Here is a 15,324-nt window from a genome sequence, read left to right on the forward strand (position 1 = left end):
CGAAGAGTCGCCTTCAGGCCGTCACCCACAGGGTCCGCACGCCGTTGCTGACGAAGGACGGGAGCGGCTCGTTCGTCCGCCCCTCGGCGAGCGCCAGCGAGGGGTGGCGCCCGAACAGGTGCCGCAGCGCCGTCTCCGCCTCCAGCCGGGCCAGGCCCGAGCCGAGGCAGAAGTGCGGGCCGTGGCCCAGCGACAGGTGCCTGGACGTACGGGACAGGTCGAAGCGGTCCGCGTCCGGGTGGTGCCCGCCGTCGCGTCCGGCCGCCGCGTACGAGGCCAGCAGCGCCTCGCCGCGCCGGACGAGCACCCCGCCGACCTCGATGTCCTCCCTCGCGTAGCGCAGCGGGAACTGCCCGACGGGCGAGTCGTGGCGCAGGGTCTCCTCGACCGCCGCCGACCAGGGCCGCTCGCCCTCCAGCAGCAGCCGCAGCTGGTCGGGGTGGGTGAGCAGGGCGCGTACCGCGTTGGTGATGAGGTTGAGCGTGGTCTCGTGCCCGGCTATCAGCATCAGCAGCAGGGTGCCGACGAGTTCGGCCTCGCTGAGCCGCTGCTGGTCCTCGCTGTGGCCGGACTCCCGCGCGGCGATCAGCGCACTGGTCAGGTCGTCGCCCGGCTCGGCGCGCTTGGCGGCCACCACCGAGGCGAGCAGCGCGTTGAGGTCCCGCTGCGCGGCCACGGCCGCCTCGGGGGTGGCGGCGCTGGAGACCATCGTGTCGCAGAGGGCGTGCAGTTCGTCCTGCTGCTCCTCGGCGAAGCCGAGCAGTTCGCCGATCACCTGCATGGGCAGCGGGTAGGCGTAGCGCTCGCGCAGGTCGAACTCGCCCTCCAGCCCGGCGATCCCGTCCAGCAGCGCGAGCGCCCGCGCCTCGACGGCGGGCGCCAGCGCGGCGATCCGGCGCGGGGTGAACGCCTGGCTGACGAGCCCGCGCAGCCGCCGGTGGTCCTCGCCGTCCGCGGTGACCATGCCCGGGACGGCGACGAAGTTGAGCAGCGGCCAGCCCTGCGGCAGCCGGCCCTCCCGGAAGGTCGTCCACAGCTGGGCGTTCTTGCCGATCCGGGGGTCGGCGAGCACCGACTGGAGGGTGTCGTGATGCGTTACCGCCCAGACCACCACCCCGCCAGGGAGCTCCACCAGGACCGCGGGCCCGGCTGCCCGGAGTCGGGCGTTCTCGCCGTGCTGGTCGCGTCCGAAGGGGTCGAGCCGGATCGGCTCGGCGTCGCGGGCGGCTGCGGAGCGGTCGGTGGCGGTGTCCATGCGGATCTCTCAGGTGCAGGGGGGCGGGGCGGGGTGAAGGCGCTGTAGAGCACTGGCAGGGCGGTCAGTGCCCGCGACCACGGGGAGGGGCGCCAGGTCAGGTCGTGGGCGGGGACAGCGAGCTGGAGGTCCGGCAGCCGGTGCAGCAGGGTCTCGACGGCGGTCTCGACGATGATCCGGGCCGGGTGCTGCGCCGGGCAGACGTGCTCGCCGGCGCCCCAGGCCAGGTGGGCCCGGTTTCCGCCGAGGGAGCCCTGCGCGGCGGAGGCGCCGCCGAGGACGGCCGGGTCGGCGTTGGCCGCCGCCAGGCCGAGCACCAGCATGTCACCGGCGGCGATGTGCTGGCCGCCGAGCACGGTGTCGGCGGTGGCCCAGCGGCCGGGGAAGTTCTGCGTCGGCGGGTCGCGCCACAGCACCTCCTCCAGCGCGTCGGAGACGGTCAGCCGCCCGCCGGTGATGGTGGTGCGGAAGCGCCGGTCGGTGAGCAGCAGCCGCAGGGTGTTGCCGGTCCAGTTGATGGACGTCTCGTTGCCCGCGATCATCAGCACCACCAGGTGGTGCACCGCCTCCTCGTCGGTGAGCGCGGCCGGGTGGGCGAGCAGCCAGGAGGTGAGGTCGGCGCTGGGCGCGGCCCGGCGGCGGCGGACGAGGTCCACCAGGATCGCCTGGAACTCCTGGTTGGCGCGCACCGATTGGGCGCCGCTGTCCACGAGGTGGCTGATCAGCTCGATGAGCCGGGGCCCGGCCTGGGCGGGCAGTCCGAGGAGCTGGGTGAAGACCAGCAGGGGCAGCGTGCGGGCGTACTGGGCGATGAGGTCGGCGGTGCCGTCCGGGCCCCAGCCGTCGATGAGGCCGTTGGCGGCGGCCTCGGTGGTCTCGCGCAGCTGGTGGTGGTCGATCTGGGCGAGGGTGTCGGAGACGGCGGCGCGGAGCCGCTGGTGCTCGGCGCCGTCCAGGTTGAGCAGGGTGGGGCGCCAGGCCGTCATCGGCAGCAGCCGGGAGTCGGGGGCGAGGCGGCCCTCGGCGGGCACCCGCCAGTGCCGGGAGTCCTTGGAGAACAGGGTCTCGTTGCGGGTGAGTTCGAGCAGTTCGCCGTAGCCGAGGACGAGCCACGCCTCGACACCGGGCTCCAGCTCGATCGGGGCGACCTGCCCGTGGCGCTCGCGCAGCCGCGCGTACAGGCCGTGCGGGTCCTCGGCGACGGCGGCGCCGTACAGCGGGGCGGGCCGCGGCGCCTGCCCGAAGTGGTGGTCGCCGTACGGGAGTCGGGCGCCGTGGGCGACGGGGCAGCCGGCGGCCTCGGGATCGGGCGGCGTCATGCCCTCAGCTCCAGCAGGGAGCTGCGGTGCAGGTGGTCCACGAAGTCGATCAGGAGGTCGTAGGACTGCCGGCGGTCGCGGGCGTCGCAGAAGAGCAGCGGCACGTCGGGCAGCACGTCCAGCGAGGCGCGCACCTCCTCCTCGGGGTAACTCGGCGTCCCGGGGAAGGTGTTGACGGCCACGGCGAAGGGGATGCGCTGCTCCTCCAGCCGTCCGAGCACCTCGAAGCTCTCGTCGGGCCGGCGCAGGTCGACCATCACGATGGCGCCGAGCGCGCCGCGCGAGAGGTCCTCCCACAGCGGCATGAAGCGCTGCTGCCCGGGGGTGCCGAACAGGTAGAGCGCCAGGCGGGAGTTGAGGGTGATCCGGCCGAAGTCCAGGGCGACGGTGGTGCTGGTCTTGCCGTCCAGCCCGGTCAGGTCGTCGACGCCGGTGCTGGCGGCGGTCATGGTCTCCTCGGTGCGCAGCGGGGCGATCTCGCTGAGCGAGCCGACCAGGGTGGTCTTGCCCACCCCGAACGGCCCGGTGACGAGGATCTTCACCGAGCCCCGCACCGAGGACGGCAGGTACTGCGGCCCCGCGTCCGGGATCGCCGGGGTGTCGGCGGAGTCGACGTCAGCGGAGTTGGCGGAGCCCAACGAGCACCTCCTCCAGGAGGGTGGTGGGCAGGCGCTCGGCCTGCGGGACGGGCGGGAGGACCTGCACGGTGCCCAGGTCCCAGAGGTCGCCGACCAGCACCTTGACCACGCCGAGCGGCAGCCCCAGGTGGGCCGCCACCTCGGCGACGGACAGCAGGCTGTGGCAGAGCGCCACGATGCGCCGGTGCTCCCGGTTGAGCAGCACGTGCTCGGGCAGCGCCGGCGGGTGCGGTAACGCGCTGACGAGGCTCTCCACGGCCAGGTCGGTCCTGGTGGGCCGGCTGCGGCCCCCGGTGATGACGTACGGCCGTACGGGCCCGCTCACCGCAGTCCCTGCGCCGCGTGGTCGAAGCGCGGGGGACTGGTCAGGTGGGCGCCGATCCGCTCGACCAGCATCTGCATCTGGTAGGCGACCAGCCCGGCGTCGACCGCCTCGCCGGTGACCACGGCCAGGTGCGCGCCGGCCCCGGCGGCGACGATGAACAGGTAGCCGCCGCCGTACTCGACGATGATCTGCCGGGTGGCGCTGTCCGGTCCGCCGAAGCCCACCGCGACGCCCCGGGCCAGTGACTGGAGTCCGGAACAGGCGGCGGCGAGCCGTTCGGCGTCCTCGCGGGCGATCTCGGCGCTGCGGCCGATCTCCAGGCCGTCGCTGGAGACGACGACGGCGTGCTGGACCTGCGGCACGGCGATGATGTCGGCGAGCAGCCAACCGAGGTCAGGGGCGGTGGTCATGGAACTCTCCGGGCTGGGGAAGTCGGGGGGAAGCGGACAGGGAAGGGTCGTTCTGCTCCAGGGCCCGGGCTCGGGCGGCCGTGCGGCCGCTGGCCGTCCCGGCCTGGAACATCGCCATGAACGCCTGCGCGTCCCGGGCCGAGCGGTGCGGCGGCGCGGGCGGCGGTGGGGGAGCGGCGTGCTGGGCGGGGCGGCCCGCGCGGGGGCGCCGGTGGCTCCGGCGCGGCAGCGGGGGCGGGGAGCCGTCGGCCGTGGGGGTGGGGCCGGGCGGCGGGGTCTCCACCAGCGGGTGGCCGGTGAAGTGGCCTGAGGGGGTGCCGGCCTGGGGCACGGCGCCGAAGGCGGGTCCGGAGGGGCCGAGGCCCGGGACGGTCGGCGGCAACGGCTCGGTGAGCAGCGCGTTGGGCAGCAGCACGACCACCCGCACCCCGCCGTACGGGGAGGGCGCCGAGCTGAGCGTGACGCGGAAGCCGTACTGCTCGGCGAGCCGGCCGACCGCGGCCAGGCCCAGCTGCGGGACCTCGCCGAGCCGGGAGACCTCCAGGGTGCTGCCCCCGGACAGGGCGGCGGCAGCCTTGGCCACGGCCTGCTCGGGCATGCCGACGCCGCAGTCGTCGATCTCGATCACGGCGCCGTTGTGCACCGGCACCAGGGTCACGTACACCTGCGTGCTGGGCGGGGAGTAGCGGGTGGCGTTGTCCAGCAGTTCGGCGGTGGCGTGGATCAGCGCCTCGGCGGCGGCGCCGATGACGGCGGACTCGATGCGGCTGCGCAGCACCACCCGCTGGAACGGGAGGATGCGGGACTGCGCGCCGCGCACCACGTCCTCCAGGGCGATGGGCTCGGGCCAGTTGCGTCCGGCGCGGGCGCCGCAGAGCACGGCCAGGGTCTGGGCGAGGCGGGCCTGTTGGGCGGCGGCGTGGTCGGCCTTGAGCAGGCCCTCCAGCAGCACGGGGTCGTCGTGGGTGCGCTCCATCTCGTCGAGCAGGGCCTGCTGGTCGTGGGCCATGACGAGGATGCGGCGGGCGACGCTGAGGAAGGCCCGCTGGGTGGAGGCGGTGAGTTCGTGCTCGTGCTGGACGACGGCCAGTTCGGCGTCGCGGTGGCCCTGTTCGAGGGCGAGCTGTTCCCGGGCCTCGTGCAGCTCGCGCTGGAGCCGGTCGGCCCGGCGGCGCTGGGTGACGGACACGGCGCGGTACCGCGCGGCGGTCACGAGGGCGAGGACGGCGAGGACGCCGGTTGCCGTTGCGCACCACTGAGTCATCGTCACGCCGCGAATTCTAGGGCGATGATCCTACGAAGGTGTGAACAGATCTCGCCAAGTGACTGGATCTCGTCAAAATCCGGCAACGTGGCGTCAGTTCGGCCTGGTTCGAACGCGATCCTAGGACAAGAGCCTTGCCCGGTCCAGACCTCGTGGGCGCCAGTGGCGCCCCGGGATTGGCCGAGTCACGCCCCCGAATGTGTGGAACCCGTGTGCAGGCTGTCGGGAAGCGACGGCGCCCGGTGCAGGAGCAGCAGCGCCACGTCGTCCGGCCGGGACCGCCGCTCGGTCACGTTCAGCGTCAGCAGGTCGGCCAGTCGCTCCAGCGCGGCCGGCGACCCGATCCTCCCCGGCCCCGCCTGGCGGGCCCACAGCTCCAGCCCGCCGAGCATCCGGTGCACCGACTCGTCGTAGTCCTCCTCGCGGTCCTCCACCAGCCCGTCGGTGTACGCCAGCAGCGTCTCGCCGACCTCCAGCCGCTCCACCGCCAGCGGGTACGGCTGCCCCGGTTCCACGCCCAGCGGCGGCCCGCCCGGCAGCGCCAGCTCGAGGGCCTCGGCGTCCCCGGTGATCCGCACCGGCGGCGGGTGGCCGGCGCGGGCGGCCGTCAGGGTGCCGTCCGCCGGGTCCAGGGTGAGGTAGAGGCAGGTCGCGAACAGGTCGGTGTCCAGCTCGGCCAGCAGCCGGCTCGTCCGCTCCAGGGCGGCCGCCGGGTCGTGCCCGTCCGTCGCGTACGCCCGCAGGCCGCTGCGGAGTTGGCCCATCACGGCGGTGGCCTCGGCGTTGTGGCCCTGCACGTCGCCGATCACCAGCCCGATCCGGCCGCCCGGCAGCCGCAGCAGGTCGTACCAGTCGCCGCCGATCTGCATCCCCTCGGTGCTCGGCAGGTAGCGGGCGGCGCTGGCGATCCCGGGCAGCGCGGGCAGGGTGCGCGGCAGCATCGCGCGCTGCAGCTCGCTGGCGCGGTGGTGCTGGGTGTCGAACAGCCGGGCCCGCTCCAGGGACTGGGCGAGGATGCCGGCGAAGGCCGAGTACAGGGTGCGGTCCTCGCGGCCGAAGGCGCGCTCGGTGGCGAAGGTGATCAGGCAGGAGCCGACCTGCCGTCCGGAGGCCACCAGCGGCAGCACCGCCCAGGCGGCCGGGGCGCCGTCCGGCTTCGGGCCGGTCGGCTGGCTGAACAGCGGGGCCGAGCGGGTCGGCGCGTCCTGCATCACGCCCTCGGACAGGTCCGCCGACCGGGTCGGCTCGGCTCGGCGCGGCCCGCCGTACACGGTGTGGGAGACGGGCAGCAGCCGGCCCTCGTCCACCAGGTCCAGCACGACGCTCTCGGCGCCGAACGCCGGGCGGGCCACGTCGGTGACGGCGGTGGTCACCTCCCGTACGGTCACCGCGCGGGACAGCGCGCGGGTGAGGGAGAGCAGCAGCGCCGTCCGCGCGCCCGCCGGCCCGGCCGTCGCGGGCCCGGGCTCCCGACGCCGCACCTCGGAGAGCAGCCCGGCGATCCGCACCGGGCGGCCGTGGACGTCCAGCATCACCTCGCCGGACTCCTCGACGGGCGTCGCCCGGCCGCCCCGGCGCAGCATCCGGTAGCCGATCCGGTAGCGCCCGCCGGCCGCCAGCGCCTCGGCCAGCGCGGCCTGCACGTCGGGCAGGTCCTCGGGGTGGACGACCCGCTCCAGCTCCGGCGCCTCCCCGTCCGGGGCGACGGGCCGCCCGGCGAGGCGGAAGGCCGCCTCGTCCCAGTAGCTCTCGCCGGTGACGAGGTCGCGCTCGAAGGCGCCGTGCCCGGAGGCCCGGACGGCGAGCGACACCAGCGGGTGCGCGGCGGCCCCGCCGTCGGGGGCCGGGAGCCTCAGGGTGCGCACGTCCGCGTGGTCCAGCAGGTGGGCGAGGCGGTGGGCGCAGGCGTCGCCGATGGTCTCCAGCACGTCCAGGTCGCGGCGGGGCACCGTCCCCCGGTGGGCCAGCGCCAGGGCCAGCACCCCGACGGGCTGCTCGTCCACCACCATCGGCAGGGTCACCACGGCGACCATGCCGGTGCCCATCCCGACGTTCCGGTTCGGGTAGTCGACGCCGGTGTGCTCGGGGCTCATCAGGTACGGGCGGCGCAACCGCAGCGCCATCGCCGCCGGCAGGTCCCCGGCCGGGTCGACCACGCCGTAGCGCTCGTGCGCCCAGTCGGGCAGCCCGTGCGAGGCCGTCAGCCGCAGCATCCCGCCCGCGTCCACCAGGTAGAGCGCCGAGCCCTCCCCGGTGATCCACCCGGGCCCCTCGTCGAGGACCGTCCCCAGCAGCTCGGCCGCACTGCCGCACCCGAGCAGCAGCCGCACGCACCGCATCGCACTGCGCGGCGTCGTCCGGATCGTCCCGTCGGCGGAGGGCCGGTCGGCGGGGGGTTCGGCAGCGGAGGGTTCGTCGGCGGAGGGGTCGGCAGCGGCGGGCTCGGCGGCGGACGACTCGGCGGGGCGCACTGATTCTTCATACCCCATTTCGCCCACACCCGACTCCCGCGCCACGGGCCCCGCGTGTCCCGGCGGACCGGGGGTCTACCGGGGGTCTACCGGGGGCTCAGTGGGGGCTCGGCGCGGGCTCGGCGGGGTTCACCGGGGGCTCAGCGGGGGCTCACCGGGGGGCGTCGGCTCCCGGCCAGCCACGCAGCGCGGTGGTGAGGGTGGTGATCAGGCGGTCGTGCGTGGTCGTCAGGTCCTCGGCGAGTTGGAAGGCGCCGGAGGTGGTCAGCGCGGCGAAGCCGTGCGCCGTCGACCGCACCGTCCGGGCCGCGTGGATCGCCTCGGAGCCGTCGAGCCCGTACTCGCGCAGCACGGCGATGATCACCCCGACGAGCCGGCCCGCCGCCCGGGTGAGGTCCTCGTCGGGCTGGGGCGCCTGCGGGAGGGCGTGGTAGCGGTGCGGGTACGCCGTGGCGTACCCCTGGTACGCGCGCAGCACGGCCGCGACGGCGTCGTCCCCGCTGCGCCCGACGGCCGCCTCCGCGAGCCGGTCGGCGAGCTCCCCGGTGACGCGGACGGCGATCAGCCGCCGCAGTTCGGTCAGGCCGCCGCTGACGTGCTTGTACAGCGAGGGCGTCGCGACACCGGCCCGGGCGGCGACGGCGGCGAGGGTCAGCCCCTCCGCTCCCTGCTCGTCGATGAGGCCGAGGGCGTGGTCGACGACCTGCTCGGGGTTCAGTCCTACGCGGGGCATGGGGGTGTCTCTCCGTACGAAAGGGGTGGGCGGGGGATCGGGCTTCGCCGCGGGCTTCGGTTCGGCTTCGCTTCAGCCGCGCTCGGCGAGGAAGGGCAGCAGGGCGTCGGCGACGGCCTGCGGGTTGTCGGCCATCGGGTAGTGGCCCGACCCCTCGATCATCACCTTCTGCGCCCGCAGCGCCGCCGCCTGCCGCTCGGCGACGGCCGCCGGGTCGGGGAAGTCGGGGTCCTTGCTGCCCATCAGCACGATCGCCGGGCACCGGACCTCGGCCGCCCAGCCCACCGGCGCGGAGTCCCCGCCGACGTGCCCGCGGGTGGCGGTCTTGCGGCCGGGGGTGCGCAGGGCGGCGACCAGCCCGTCCACGTACGCGTCGAAGTCGGCGGGCTTGGCACCGGGGTAGGCCATCTTGCGCAGGTAGAAGCCCCAGGCGGCGGGCCAGTGGACGAGCATCGTGCCCATCACCTTCATGACGGCCTTCATCAGCCCGCTGGGCGGGTTCTCGACGAAGGCGTCGATCAGCGCGATCCCGGCGACCCGCCCGGGTGCGTCGAGGGCGGCGCGCACCACGGTGGCGCCGGTGTAGGACTGCCCGACCAGGACGGCCCGTTCGATGCCGAGGTGGTCGAGGAGGGCGAGGGCGTCGCCGGCGATCGCGGTGGGGGAGTAGTCGTCCCAGGCGATCGTGGACTCGCCGAAGCCGCGCAGGTCCATGGTGATCACCCGCCGGCCGGCCGCGGTGAGCAGCGGCCTGAGGTGGCGGTACGCGGTGCGGCTGTCGAGCATCCCGGGGAGCAGGAGGACGGGGAGGCCCTCGCCCTGCCGGGTGTCGTCGAAGGCGATCCGGCCGCCGGGGAGGTCGAGGTACTGGGTGGCGGGGGCGGTGGTGCCGTTCATGGTGCTCTCCTCGGTCCGGTGGTCGGTGCTGCCGATAGCCATAAAGCTAAGGCTAATAGCCTTAGCTGTCAAGCTATCGGCGCCACGGATCGGAGATTCCCGGGTCAGGGTCCTGTCAGGCCCCCTGGAACGGGTCGTGTTCCGCCAGCAGCTTCTCCAGCCGGGCCTGGTCCACCCGGGCGACGGTGTCGCCGGCCTCCTGCCGGTCCCGGATCACCTTCGCCAGGGTGAAGGCGGAGGTGACGGTGTAGAGCAGGCCCACGCCGAGGAAGGCGCGGACCCACCCCCCGACCGGCAGATAGGCGATCCCCGCGGCGAGGGCCGTGGCGGAGACGCCGAAGGACAGGACGGCCTGGACGTAGTACGCGGCCGTGGTGCGTGACTGCATCGGTGCGCTCATGGCGCCCAGCATGCGTTCGCTCCGGCCCCCGGCACATGAGTAGCGGTACTCAGCCGGGGCCGTGCAACGGGGGATCGTTCGTTGACGTCCCCTCACCCGCTTCCCGGGCGTCCCGGAGGAACGGCTTGGAATCAGAGCCTCCTCGGATTAACGTTTGATAACGCAGCGCGGTCTTCAACGCCGTACCCAGACGGCACCGTGCGCCGTCGCCTAATCCCGCCGGCCGGCCTTTGGGCAGGTCAGGGAGCCGGGGAACCACGTTCCTTGGGGTGAATCGGCGGGGCTCCGGCCCGGCCGTAGGAGACCTTCCTGCTCCGAACCCGTCAGCTAACCCGGTAGGCGCGAGGGAAGGAAAGGAGCGCGCCTCCGTGGCGTCGACGCACACCCCGGCACACCCGGCCGGCCCCGCAGCCGGTACCAGGCTGCTCGAACACCCCGGCCACGACGGCCCCGAGCCGGACGACTCCGGACTCCTCGCGGTCGAGACCGAGACCAACCGCCACCGGATGCCGCGTCAGACCCGCGGCGCCTCCCCACTGCTCGGCGTCACCGCCGTCGCCGCCACCCTGGGCGCCACCGGCTTCGCCTCCGCGACCCCGGCGGCCGCCCCCGCCGTCGAGGCCCCCGACGAGGCCCCGGTCGCCCTCGCCGCCGACCCCGGCCTCGCCCTCGCCGCCCGCATCCAGCAGCAGGCCGACAGCCAGCGGACCGCCGCCGAGGAGGGCGCCCGCGTCCAGGCCGCGAAGGAGGCGGAGGCCAAGGCCGCCGCCAAGGAGGCCGAGGCGAAGAAGGCCGCGGCCGAGGCCGAGGCCAAGAAGGCCGCCGCCCTCACCCTGCCGGTCTCCGACTACCGCCTCTCCGCCCACTACGGCCAGAGCGCCCGCTACTGGGCCAACCTGCACACGGGCCTGGACTTCGCCGCCGACACCGGCACCCCGGTCATGGCCATCGGCCAGGGCACCATCACCTCGGCCGGCTGGTCCGGCTCGTACGGCTACCGGATCGTCGAGACCCTGCCCGACGGCACCGAGATCTGGTACTGCCACCTCTCCTCGATCATCAAGGGCTCCGGCAGCGTCACCGGCGGCCAGCAGATCGGCAAGGTCGGCGCCACCGGCAACGTCACCGGCCCGCACCTGCACCTGGAGGTCCGCCCCGGCGGCGGCGCCCCGGTCGACCCGGAGACCTGGCTCGAGCAGCGGGGCCTCACCCCCTGACGGATCGCGGAAGGGCCCCGGCGACCGCCGGGGCCCTTCTCGCACTACTTCCGTAGTGCCACTACTCGCGTAGTGCCACTACTCCTGTTGTTCCGCCGGCACCTGCGCCAGGTACGCGTCGATCTCCTCCGGACCGGGCTCCGGCGCCAGCTCCGGGAACTCCTCGACCAGCAGCCGCGCCAGGCCCGGCACCGTCCACTCCCCGAACAGTTCCAGCGCCGTCCGGGCCGCCGCGTCCTCCAGCCCCCCGAAGTCCCCGGCCAGCTCCTCCGGCATCGGCCGGCCCAGCGCCGTCAGCTCGGCCAGGTTGCGGTAGCTGCGCCGCATCAGCCCGTGCTCCAGCAGCCGGCGCGCGCCGTCGGTGGCCATGCCCACGGACAGCACCCGGGCCGGGCCCCAGCCCCGCTCGTCCGGCTCGTCCAGCCACCCGGCCTCGGCCAGCGCCTCGAACGCGGCCAGGCGCTCCTCCTCGCCCAGTTCGGCGAAGGCGGCCAGCCAGTCGCGCACGGCCACCTCGTCGGAGACGTCCACCCCGTGCGCGTGCAGCAGCAGCGCGTACAGCCGGGGCCAGGTCACCAGGTCGGCGCGGCGCAGCAGCCCCGCGGCGACCTCCCCCTGCCACTCGGCCTCGGCGTGCAGCCGCTCCTGGCGCTTGGCGTTGAGCCGCTTGGTCGCCCGCTGGTGGTCGACCAGCAGCCGCACGGCGTCGCCGTACGCCAGCGGGTCCGCCTCCGGCGCGGGTTGGACGTACAGGTGCAGCCGTTCGTACAGCAGGTGCTCCACCGCGTTCGAGGTCAGCTCGGGCCAGCCGTCGTGCATCCTGCCGTCGCCCAGCTCCAGCAGCGCCAGCACCGTCCGCAGCGGCTCCTCGGCCACCGGCGGGCGGTCCTGCCCGGCCGCCCAGGCGAGCAGGTCGGCGGCCCTGGTGCGCGGGGCGAGCCGCAGGTCTTCGTCGTTCATGGTCCGACGGTATCCGCGCGCGAGTAGGGTCGGCAGTCATGGTCCCCGTCCAGCTCACCGGCTCCCGCCTCACCGTCCGCGAGCACCACCACACCCCGGAGGAGGTGGAGGCGCTGCACGCGCTGTTCGGCGACCCGGAGGTCACCCGCTATCTGCCGTTCGGGCCGAGGACGCCGGAGGACTGCGCCGACCAGCTGGAGCTGTACGTGGAGGAGGCCCTGGCCGAGCCCCGGCGCGTCTACCGCCTCGCCGTCGCCCTCCGTGAGGACCCCGGGGCCGCACCGATCGGGCAGGGCTCGCTCTTCCTCGGCCGCCACCGCAGCGCCCACCTCGGCTACGCGCTGCGCCGCGACGCCTGGGGCCTCGGCCACGGCGGCGAGCTCGCCCGGCTGCTCTGCGGCCTCGCGTTCGGCCCGCTGGGCGTGCACCGGCTGGTCGCGGTGGTCGAGGTGGGCAACCCGGCCTCCTCGCGGGTGCTCACCCGGCTCGGGTTCCAACTGGAGGGGCGGCTGCGGCACGACGTGTGCAAGGACGGGGTCTGGTCGGACGCGTTCCAGTACTCGCTGCTCTCCGACGAGTGGCAGCCCTCGGAGGCCGGGTCCGAGGCCGGGTCCGGAGCGGGGGGTTAACCCCACCCCGGATCCGCCGGGCCTCCCGATGTTCCCCGCGCCCCCGTTCGGCCAGACTGGTGATCGTCAAGGAGTACGAACGACCGCGAAGGGCCGGGGGAACGGAACATGAGCAGCAGCCGCGTCACGCAGGACGCCGAGTGGGATGTCCTCGGCGGTTACGGCGACGACGACGCGGGCCCGCGCCCCGTCCGGGCCCGCCGCACCGAGGAGCCGCCGCCGTTCTGGCGGGCGCCGTTCTCCGCGCACTACTTCCGCGAGGTCGGCTACGCGCTCACGGGCCTGCCGCTGGCGATCGTGGGCTTCGCCGTCTCGGTCACGCTGTTCTGCCTGGGCATCGGCACGGCCGTCACCTGCCTCGGCCTGCCCGTCCTGGCCACCCTGACCAGCACCGCCCGCGGCCTCGGGCGGCTGGAGCGGGCCCGGGTGCGCTCGATGCTCGGCGTGGACGTGCCCGCCCCGGCGCCGGTGCGCCCGACCCGGCCGGGCTTCTGGGGCTCCGTCACCGCGCGGCTGACGGACGCGGCGGGCTGGAAGGCCGTGCTGCACCAGGTGGTGATGTTCCCCTGGGCGATCTTCCGCTTCGTGATCACCCTGGTGTTCCTGCTGCTCGGCTGGGCGATGGCGCTCTACCCGGTCTACCACTGGGTCTTCCCGAGGTACGTCGACTGGCCGGGGTACCGGCTCTTCGACTTCACCGTCGACGGCGGGCACTACGAGTACTACATCCAGTCGCCGGCGCAGATCGCCGCCTTCTCCGCGCTCGGCCTGCTGCTCGTCCTCCTCACGGCGCGGATGGTGCGCGGCCTCACCAACGTGGACCGGGCCGCCGCCAGGGGCCTGCTCGGGCGCTGAGCGCCCTCCGTACGGCCCGGGGTGCGGGCGGGGGCGGTGCGTGGTCGGATGGCCGCGTGGCCGCCCCCGCTCGCACCCCGGACGTCCTGGTCACCTCCCGGCCGCTGGACGAGTACTGCGCGCTGTTCGACCTCACCCGGGCCCGCCTCGCCGCCCTCCCCGGCCCGCTGCTCGACTGCCCCGGCGGCGCGGCCGGACTGGCCGCCGAGGCCCGGGAACTCGGCTGCCGGGTGGTCGCCGCCGACCCGGCGTACGCGCTGCCGCCGCCCGTGGTCGCCGCCCACGCGCTGGCCGCCCGCTCCTCGATGGCCGCCGCCATGGCCGAGCGCCCGTACCTCTACCCGCCCCCGGGCCGCCGCCCCGGGAGCTACCTGCGCAGCTGGGACCGCGCCCGCCGGCTGTTCACCGCCGACTCGGCCGCCCACCCCCAGCGCTACGTGGCCGCCCTGCTGCCCCGGCTGCCCTTCGCGGACGACACCTTCGCGCTCACCCTCAGCGGGTACCTGCTCTTCGCCTACCCCGAACTGTTCGGCCCCGAGCGGCAGTTGGCCGCCCTCGTCGAACTGGTCCGGGTGACCTCCCCGGAGGGCGAGGTGCGCGTCCAGCCGCTGCACGACGGGTACGGCCGCCACTGCCGCCACCTCGACGCGCTGCGGTACGCGCTCGGCGAGCGCCGGATAGCCAGCGAGGTCCACCGCTTCCCGCGCCCCGGGGACGGCCGCACCCGCCAGGTCCTGGTGCTGCGCGCGGCCGACCACCGGGCGCGGGGCCTACGGGCCTGACGGCTCGGGGCCCTCGGCCGGTGCCGGCTGAGCGGGCTCCTGTCGGGCGGGCTCCTGCTGGGTGGGCTCCTGCCGGGCTTCCGGCTGGGCCGGGACCAGCGGCGGCATCGTCGGCAGCTGGGAGAGGATCTTCTCCGCCAGCCAGCTGCGGTCCGACCTGTACGGAATCCCCTCCGGGTCCATCAGCCGCCCGGCCACCGCGTCCCGCAGCCGGCGCGCGTCGGCCGCGGGCAGCCGGGAGAGCAGCCCCCGGGCGGCCAGCAGCGCGTGGTACTGCTCGAAGTCCGAGCGCGGGCGCTCGATCGCGTCCAGCACGCTCGACAGGTCCGCCAGCGCCGGATCGCCCTGCATCAGCGCCAGCGCCTGGATGCGCCGGCCCTCCGAACCCTCGGCGAACAGCTGCCGCACCTGCTCGGCCGTCAGTGCCGAGCGCCGCGCCGTCGCCCTGACCTCGGCCACCACGCCGTCCGGCCCGTTGGGCCCGTTCGGCGCACCCGCCGAGGGCGGCAGCTGATTGGCCAGCGCGGCCGGCTGCTCCGCCGTGCCGCCGAGCAGGCCGAGTTGCTGCATCGCCCGTACCCGCAGGTCGTCCGCGCCGACCTTGTCGCCGTGGCGGTCGCGGTCCTGTCCGGCGAGGAAGAGGTCCAGCGCCTCGTCGGCGTCGGTCAGCGCCCGGGGCAGCGCCAGCCTGGTCACCAGCCAGCCGGCCAGGAAGCCGAGCACCAGGAAGTACAGCACCAGGGCCGCCGCGAACGGCACCGCCGAGTCGCCCCCGCCGAGTGCGGGCGCCAGCGCCGTGCCCAGCTGGTGCAGTCGCTCGCCCAGCGAGCCCAGCTGCGTCAGCCCGACGCCCAGCAGCACTTTGGTCAGCCAGTCCGACACCTGCTCGAGATTGGTGTTCGGCGCGTACGAGCCCTGCGGCTCACCGGAGCCGCCGCGCACCCGGGGCACCCCGAACAGGAAGCCCAGCGCACCGCCGAGCACCATCGAGGCCCCGGACACCACCAGCCCGCCGCCGACCGCCTGCCAGGGCTCGTCCCGGCCGAGGGAGAACATCAGCAGGCCCAGCAGGCCCGTCCCCGCGAGCACCCCGGCCGCGGCCCCCTTCGCCGTCCGCAGACCCGCCGCCCCGCTCCGCCGTGCCTTCGCCACCGCACACCCCCTGTGTC

General features: G+C 75.0%; 16 protein-coding genes and 1 riboswitch. Of the genes, 4 read left to right on the forward strand and 12 right to left on the reverse strand.

What is annotated here, in order from left to right:
- Positions 1 to 13: 13 nt before the first annotated feature.
- The 10 genes from IH61_RS0131030 to IH61_RS0131075 form a co-directional block, all read right to left on the reverse strand.
- The gene (locus IH61_RS0131030; protein WP_031075929.1) at positions 14 to 1,207 is read right to left on the reverse strand and encodes a cytochrome P450 family protein; all 1,194 of its coding nucleotides are present in this window, start codon (positions 1,205 to 1,207) and stop codon (positions 14 to 16) included.
- On the reverse strand, positions 1,096 to 2,574 hold the full coding sequence (locus tag IH61_RS49085; protein WP_234327409.1) for a cytochrome P450: 1,479 nt from the start codon (positions 2,572 to 2,574) through the stop codon (positions 1,096 to 1,098). The genes IH61_RS0131030 and IH61_RS49085 overlap by 112 nt, the downstream gene beginning before the upstream one ends.
- Entirely contained in the window at positions 2,571 to 3,212 is a 642-nt protein-coding gene (locus tag IH61_RS0131040) for a GTP-binding protein (RefSeq protein WP_420714010.1), read from the reverse strand. Before IH61_RS0131040 ends, IH61_RS49085 begins: the two co-directional genes overlap by 4 nt.
- The gene (locus IH61_RS0131045; protein ID WP_031075936.1) at positions 3,190 to 3,537 is read right to left on the reverse strand and encodes a DUF742 domain-containing protein; all 348 of its coding nucleotides are present in this window, start codon (positions 3,535 to 3,537) and stop codon (positions 3,190 to 3,192) included. The genes IH61_RS0131040 and IH61_RS0131045 overlap by 23 nt, the downstream gene beginning before the upstream one ends.
- On the reverse strand, positions 3,534 to 3,947 hold the full coding sequence (locus tag IH61_RS0131050) for a roadblock/LC7 domain-containing protein (RefSeq protein ID WP_031075938.1): 414 nt from the start codon (positions 3,945 to 3,947) through the stop codon (positions 3,534 to 3,536). Before IH61_RS0131050 ends, IH61_RS0131045 begins: the two co-directional genes overlap by 4 nt.
- On the reverse strand, positions 3,931 to 5,211 hold the full coding sequence (locus tag IH61_RS41785; RefSeq protein ID WP_051838401.1) for an ATP-binding protein: 1,281 nt from the start codon (positions 5,209 to 5,211) through the stop codon (positions 3,931 to 3,933). Before IH61_RS41785 ends, IH61_RS0131050 begins: the two co-directional genes overlap by 17 nt.
- 185 nt (positions 5,212 to 5,396) lie before the next feature.
- Complete coding sequence (locus IH61_RS0131060) at positions 5,397 to 7,682, reverse strand: SpoIIE family protein phosphatase (RefSeq protein ID WP_051838402.1); 2,286 nt, start codon at positions 7,680 to 7,682, stop codon at positions 5,397 to 5,399.
- Between the two features lie 151 nt (positions 7,683 to 7,833).
- Positions 7,834 to 8,415 (reverse strand): TetR/AcrR family transcriptional regulator, encoded by a 582-nt coding sequence (locus tag IH61_RS0131065; protein WP_031075947.1) that lies wholly within the window; start codon positions 8,413 to 8,415, stop codon positions 7,834 to 7,836.
- Positions 8,416 to 8,487: 72 nt separating this feature from the next.
- The gene (locus tag IH61_RS0131070) at positions 8,488 to 9,354 is read right to left on the reverse strand and encodes an alpha/beta fold hydrolase (protein ID WP_078911528.1); all 867 of its coding nucleotides are present in this window, start codon (positions 9,352 to 9,354) and stop codon (positions 8,488 to 8,490) included.
- A 73-nt stretch (positions 9,355 to 9,427) separates the two neighbouring features.
- Positions 9,428 to 9,712: a YiaA/YiaB family inner membrane protein gene (locus tag IH61_RS0131075; protein ID WP_267884082.1), complete on the reverse strand. Its 285-nt coding sequence runs from the start codon at positions 9,710 to 9,712 to the stop codon at positions 9,428 to 9,430.
- A gap of 197 nt (positions 9,713 to 9,909) precedes the next feature.
- Positions 9,910 to 10,068: riboswitch (cyclic di-AMP (ydaO/yuaA leader) on the forward strand.
- A gap of 12 nt (positions 10,069 to 10,080) precedes the next feature.
- Between IH61_RS0131075 and IH61_RS0131080 the strand changes: the two genes are divergently transcribed.
- Positions 10,081 to 10,929 (forward strand): M23 family metallopeptidase, encoded by an 849-nt coding sequence (locus IH61_RS0131080; protein ID WP_051838403.1) that lies wholly within the window; start codon positions 10,081 to 10,083, stop codon positions 10,927 to 10,929.
- Positions 10,930 to 11,007: 78 nt separating this feature from the next.
- On the opposite strand, the gene IH61_RS0131085 is transcribed toward IH61_RS0131080, so the two are convergent.
- Entirely contained in the window at positions 11,008 to 11,889 is an 882-nt protein-coding gene (locus IH61_RS0131085) for a hypothetical protein (protein ID WP_031075954.1), read from the reverse strand.
- A gap of 38 nt (positions 11,890 to 11,927) precedes the next feature.
- On the opposite strand from IH61_RS0131085, the gene IH61_RS0131090 reads away from it, so the two are divergent.
- From IH61_RS0131090 to IH61_RS0131100, 3 genes are all read left to right on the forward strand, one after another.
- A complete protein-coding gene (locus IH61_RS0131090; RefSeq protein ID WP_051838404.1) occupies positions 11,928 to 12,518 on the forward strand; it encodes a GNAT family N-acetyltransferase in 591 nt (196 codons plus the stop codon).
- Positions 12,519 to 12,626: 108 nt separating this feature from the next.
- Complete coding sequence (locus tag IH61_RS0131095) at positions 12,627 to 13,373, forward strand: sensor domain-containing protein (protein ID WP_078911529.1); 747 nt, start codon at positions 12,627 to 12,629, stop codon at positions 13,371 to 13,373.
- Positions 13,374 to 13,429: 56 nt separating this feature from the next.
- A complete protein-coding gene (locus tag IH61_RS0131100; protein WP_051838405.1) occupies positions 13,430 to 14,155 on the forward strand; it encodes a hypothetical protein in 726 nt (241 codons plus the stop codon).
- On the opposite strand, the gene IH61_RS49765 is transcribed toward IH61_RS0131100, so the two are convergent.
- Entirely contained in the window at positions 14,144 to 15,307 is a 1,164-nt protein-coding gene (locus IH61_RS49765) for a hypothetical protein (protein ID WP_158845467.1), read from the reverse strand. The two genes, IH61_RS0131100 and IH61_RS49765, sit on opposite strands and share 12 nt — an antisense overlap.
- Between the last annotated feature and the right edge of the window lie 17 nt (positions 15,308 to 15,324).

The organism is Streptomyces sp. NRRL WC-3742 (assembly GCF_000720635.1).
In the GTDB taxonomy this organism is placed as follows: domain Bacteria; phylum Actinomycetota; class Actinomycetes; order Streptomycetales; family Streptomycetaceae; genus Kitasatospora.

What these genes read in the sequence shown, in the direction of transcription:
- IH61_RS0131050 (WP_031075938.1), bottom strand. Translation starts at nt 3,947, where the DNA reads ATGACCACCGCCCCTGACCTCGGTTGGCTGCTCGCCGACATCATCGCC.
- IH61_RS0131075 (WP_267884082.1), bottom strand. Translation starts at nt 9,712, where the DNA reads ATGAGCGCACCGATGCAGTCACGCACCACGGCCGCGTACTACGTCCAG.
- IH61_RS49085 (WP_234327409.1), bottom strand. Translation starts at nt 2,574, where the DNA reads ATGACGCCGCCCGATCCCGAGGCCGCCGGCTGCCCCGTCGCCCACGGC.
- IH61_RS0131085 (WP_031075954.1), bottom strand. Translation starts at nt 11,889, where the DNA reads ATGAACGACGAAGACCTGCGGCTCGCCCCGCGCACCAGGGCCGCCGAC.
- IH61_RS0131070 (WP_078911528.1), bottom strand. Translation starts at nt 9,354, where the DNA reads ATGGCTATCGGCAGCACCGACCACCGGACCGAGGAGAGCACCATGAAC.
- IH61_RS0131090 (WP_051838404.1), top strand. Translation starts at nt 11,928, where the DNA reads ATGGTCCCCGTCCAGCTCACCGGCTCCCGCCTCACCGTCCGCGAGCAC.
- IH61_RS0131095 (WP_078911529.1), top strand. Translation starts at nt 12,627, where the DNA reads ATGAGCAGCAGCCGCGTCACGCAGGACGCCGAGTGGGATGTCCTCGGC.
- IH61_RS41785 (WP_051838401.1), bottom strand. Translation starts at nt 5,211, where the DNA reads ATGACTCAGTGGTGCGCAACGGCAACCGGCGTCCTCGCCGTCCTCGCC.
- IH61_RS0131065 (WP_031075947.1), bottom strand. Translation starts at nt 8,415, where the DNA reads ATGCCCCGCGTAGGACTGAACCCCGAGCAGGTCGTCGACCACGCCCTC.